Origin of the sequence: Brachyspira innocens ATCC 29796, assembly GCF_000384655.1 — a bacterium.
Lineage (GTDB): Bacteria > Spirochaetota > Brachyspiria > Brachyspirales > Brachyspiraceae > Brachyspira > Brachyspira innocens.
In genome coordinates, this window is sequence record NZ_ARQI01000033.1 from 1 (window position 1) to 3,677 (window position 3,677).

At 26.7% G+C, this 3,677-nt stretch carries 4 protein-coding genes and 1 pseudogene; 3 read left to right on the forward strand and 2 right to left on the reverse strand.

Annotated elements, in window-relative coordinates; all coding sequences use genetic code 11:
- From F811_RS16635 to F811_RS0100475, 3 genes and pseudogenes are all read left to right on the forward strand, one after another.
- Window positions 1-890 (forward strand): annotated as a pseudogene (locus tag F811_RS16635) (hypothetical protein); the annotation flags it as partial.
- Window positions 887-2,428, forward strand: coding sequence for an NAD(P)H-hydrate dehydratase (locus F811_RS0100470; protein ID WP_020003357.1), 1,542 nt, complete (start codon window positions 887-889; stop codon window positions 2,426-2,428). The pseudogene F811_RS16635 and the gene F811_RS0100470, both read left to right, overlap by 4 nt.
- Before the next feature lie 5 nt (window positions 2,429-2,433).
- The gene (locus F811_RS0100475) at window positions 2,434-2,982 is read left to right on the forward strand and encodes a hypothetical protein (RefSeq protein ID WP_020003358.1); all 549 of its coding nucleotides are present in this window, start codon (window positions 2,434-2,436) and stop codon (window positions 2,980-2,982) included.
- 24 nt (window positions 2,983-3,006) lie between these two features.
- Here the strand turns inward: F811_RS0100475 and F811_RS0100480 are convergent, their stop codons facing one another.
- Both F811_RS0100480 and F811_RS0100485 read right to left on the reverse strand, forming a co-directional pair.
- Complete coding sequence (locus tag F811_RS0100480; RefSeq protein WP_020003359.1) at window positions 3,007-3,438, reverse strand: flavodoxin domain-containing protein; 432 nt, start codon at window positions 3,436-3,438, stop codon at window positions 3,007-3,009.
- Window positions 3,439-3,486: 48 nt separating this feature from the next.
- Window positions 3,487-3,677: hypothetical protein (locus tag F811_RS0100485; RefSeq protein ID WP_026364299.1), on the reverse strand; the 191-nt coding region annotated here is incomplete at its 5' end.

Consider the following 3,677-nt stretch of genomic DNA (forward strand, 5'->3'; position numbering starts at 1 on the left):
TAGCAAAATCTGAAGAAAATAATAAAAAGGAATATAACTACCCAGAAATGAAAGAATACAGCAAAGAAGAATTACTAGATATTAATAATTTTGATAAAAATGATATAAATGATTTAAAAGAAAACTCTATTATAGAAAATAATATATCTAATCAAAATATAGAAAAAGAATTACTAAATATCAAAAATACTAAGGAATTGGATAACAAAAAGATGAATAAAAGAAAAGAAAGTTTTGAATTATTTAAAGGCATATTAAAAGTAGCACTAATAATAATATTCATACTAATAATCGGTATAATTGTATCTATTTATTATGGAAGCAATAAAATTGTAGCAAGCAATAATATAGAAAATCAAAAATTATACGATGTTGTTAATACATTTTTTAATTCAATGAACGCTGCAAGTTTATCGTATATAACATCAAAAGATATGTATTATTGGGATATAGCCAAGTATTTATATGGTGATGCCACTTACTGGCCTTTATTATACTCATACAATAATGATAAATACAAAATAAGCAATGTTATAAAGAAAGGAAGCAGTATTTCATACAGAAATATTCCAGACTTTTATTCTTATAAGGAAATTAAAAATTTAGATAATACATTATCAAAAAGCTATATGTTACTCTACCCTATACTTATAAATGATAGAAAGCTGAAACATGCATTATGGGCTTTGAAATTATCTGCATATTATGATTTGAATGTATTTAAAAATAATGCTGATATGATTCCAGAGAATACTTATAATAATATTGTAAAAGAAAGCAGCAGCATAAAAATTACTTATGATGAGTTTATAAAGTATGGACAATTAAATGAAAATATATTATTATCATTTATAGATATAATCAAAGAAAAATTAGGAATATTAAAATGAAAGTTGTAACTACTGAAGATTTAATAAATATAGATAAAAAAACCACAGAAAAAATTCCTTCTATACTTCTTATGGAGCATGTAGCAAGCGAGATTTTTTATCTTTTATTAAAAAGGCATAGAAAACTATTATACACAAAAACCGTATATATTTTTTCATCAGTTGGAGGAAATGGCGGAGACGGACTTGCAATAGCAAGATATTTAATAAATAATGGCTATGATGTGAGTATATATATTACTGGAAATCTTGACAGAGTTAATAAAGATACTTATGCCAATTTTAACATATTAAAATCTATGAATGTAGATATAAGTTATTTAGGAAGCGAAGACGATGTTTTATCAGCTTTAGAAAATATAGAAAAAAAATCAATAGTGTTGGATGCACTTTTTGGTACTGGAGGAAACAGACCTTTAGAAGGCATACAAAAAACTCTTGTAGAGAATTTAAACAAATTAGATGTTCTTAGAATAGCTATAGATATACCTTCAGGACTTGCTTCAAAAATAAATGACTATGATAATGTACATACTTGCTTTAAAGCTCATGAAACTTATACTGTATGTTTTGCTAAAGATATATTTTTCTTATATAGAACAAGAGAATATATAGGAAAATTATTTATGATAAAATCGATATTTCCAGAAAATATATTAAACGGTTTCGGATATAAAGCCAAATTAATAGACTATAGCGAAAAAATTAATTTAAATAGAAATGCTTTTTTCAGCAAAAGGGAACAGGGAATGCTTGCTGTAATAGCGGGAAGCGATGAGTATATAGGTGCTGCTGTTTTAGCGGTTCATGCTGCTTACAGACTTGGAGTTGGATATATAAGACTTTATGTGCCTAGAGGAATATTAAAAAATATAAGAGAAGCTGTTATGCCTTCTATGCCTGAAATTGTTATTATAGGTGTGGGAGAAGATAATCAAAAATGCTTCACAGAAAATGATATAGAAATAGTTAATGATATAAATAAAAGCAATGCCTGCATAATAGGTTCTGGACTTGGAAGAAATATGTCTACTGAAGTTTTTGTAAACAGTATACTTAAACAGATAAATATACCGACTGTTATAGATGCTGATGCTTTGTATTTGATGTTTGAAAGCACACTTAATGAACTTAACAGCAATTTTGTATTAACACCACATATATATGAATTTGAAAAATTAACTAATATAAATCATATAGAAGCATTAGAAAATCCTTATGAAGCTTTATTAAAATACAGACAAAAAACCAATGCAGCTATAATATTAAAAGATGCTGTGAGTTTTTTAATGCATGAAAATGATATATATATAAACTATAACCCAAAACCATCTATGGGAAAAGCTGGAATGGGAGATGTATTTGCAGGATTTCTTGGGGCGTTACTTGCAAGAAAACTCAATATACTAGATGCTTCTAAACTAGCATTAATAATACAGGCAAAATCTTTTAATATATTATCTAAAAAATTTGGAAATGATTATATTCAGCCTAAAGATTTAGCAGACATATCATATAAAATATTAAAAAGGATATAAAGAAATTGCCAAGAGAAGTTTATGACCCTAAAAAACCAGAATTAGAATTCTATAATAACAGACAGCCTAAACCTCCAGCCCCAAAAAGAGAGGTAAGTATATTTGCAAAAAGATGGTTTATGTTTTTATACGGGGCTTTTCTTACACTGCTTGTAATATTTTTTCTTCTCTATAAAAAAGGCTTTTTTAATGATATACCATATTTTAGTGCATTAAAAAAAAATATACCTATAGAAGTAAAAATAAATAATGTAGAGTTTTATGAAGATGAAGCTGTTGTTGCTACAATAGAAGTAAAAAATTCTAATTATACAAACTCAATAAATATAGAAAATTTAAATGCAAGTTTATCACTGTATAAAAATAAGAAATTAATATTTACTGGAAATGACTCTTTTTATAATATAAGATTTCCTCTAGGTCAGAGAATAGGTTTTAAAATGAGCTTTGACAAAAATTATTGGAAAGAAGCAAATAATCTTGAAGTTATATTATATTTAGATAACAATCTAATTACAACTAACAATATAGATATAAGACGTCTTAAAAGATGATATTACTTAAAATAATATCATCTTTCAAGAAAAGGCTAATTCTCTTCCTACACTTTTTAATTTATCAAGTATATCATCTGAAGGTTTTTCTTTTGCTATTATTGGCTCTCTAAATAAAGATATACCATTATTAATAGCATCTTCTCTCCAAGCTCTCATCCATTCGCCATCACCCCAGCCGTAAGAGCCGAACAGAAATATTTTTTTATTTTTTAAATAAGGTTTAACTGTCTCATACATAGGCAAAAACTCTGTATCTTCTAAAGTTTCAGCCCCCATAGCAGGACAGCCAAAAGCTATAGTATCATAACTTTTAGCCTCCTCTATACCAAAATTATAAGACTTGAAAACTTCAACAGAAGCTCCAGCATTTTCAGCACCTTCTTTTATAGCCTTAGACATTAATCTAGTATTGCCAGTCTTACTCCATACTACCATAGCTATTTTTCTTGACATATAATTTTCTCTCTAATTATTTTTTTATTTATTTTATTTTTTAATTATTTAATTAGATTTTTTGGCATTTTCTAGAGCTTTAGAAAGATCATCTAATAATTTACCAGTATCAATATTTTGTATAGCATTAGAAACATCTTCTGGTAATTTATTAGTATCAATATTTTCTATAGCCTTTGCAGCATCATCTAGTAATTTACTAGTATCGATATTTTCCATAGCTTTTGCAGCTTCATTTA

Bases quoted from the DNA above. Each gene is read 5' to 3' on its own strand.
- F811_RS0100480 (WP_020003359.1), bottom strand. From the start codon at position 3,438: ATGTCAAGAAAAATAGCTATGGTAGTATGGAGTAAGACTGGCAATACT.
- F811_RS0100470 (WP_020003357.1), top strand. From the start codon at position 887: ATGAAAGTTGTAACTACTGAAGATTTAATAAATATAGATAAAAAAACC.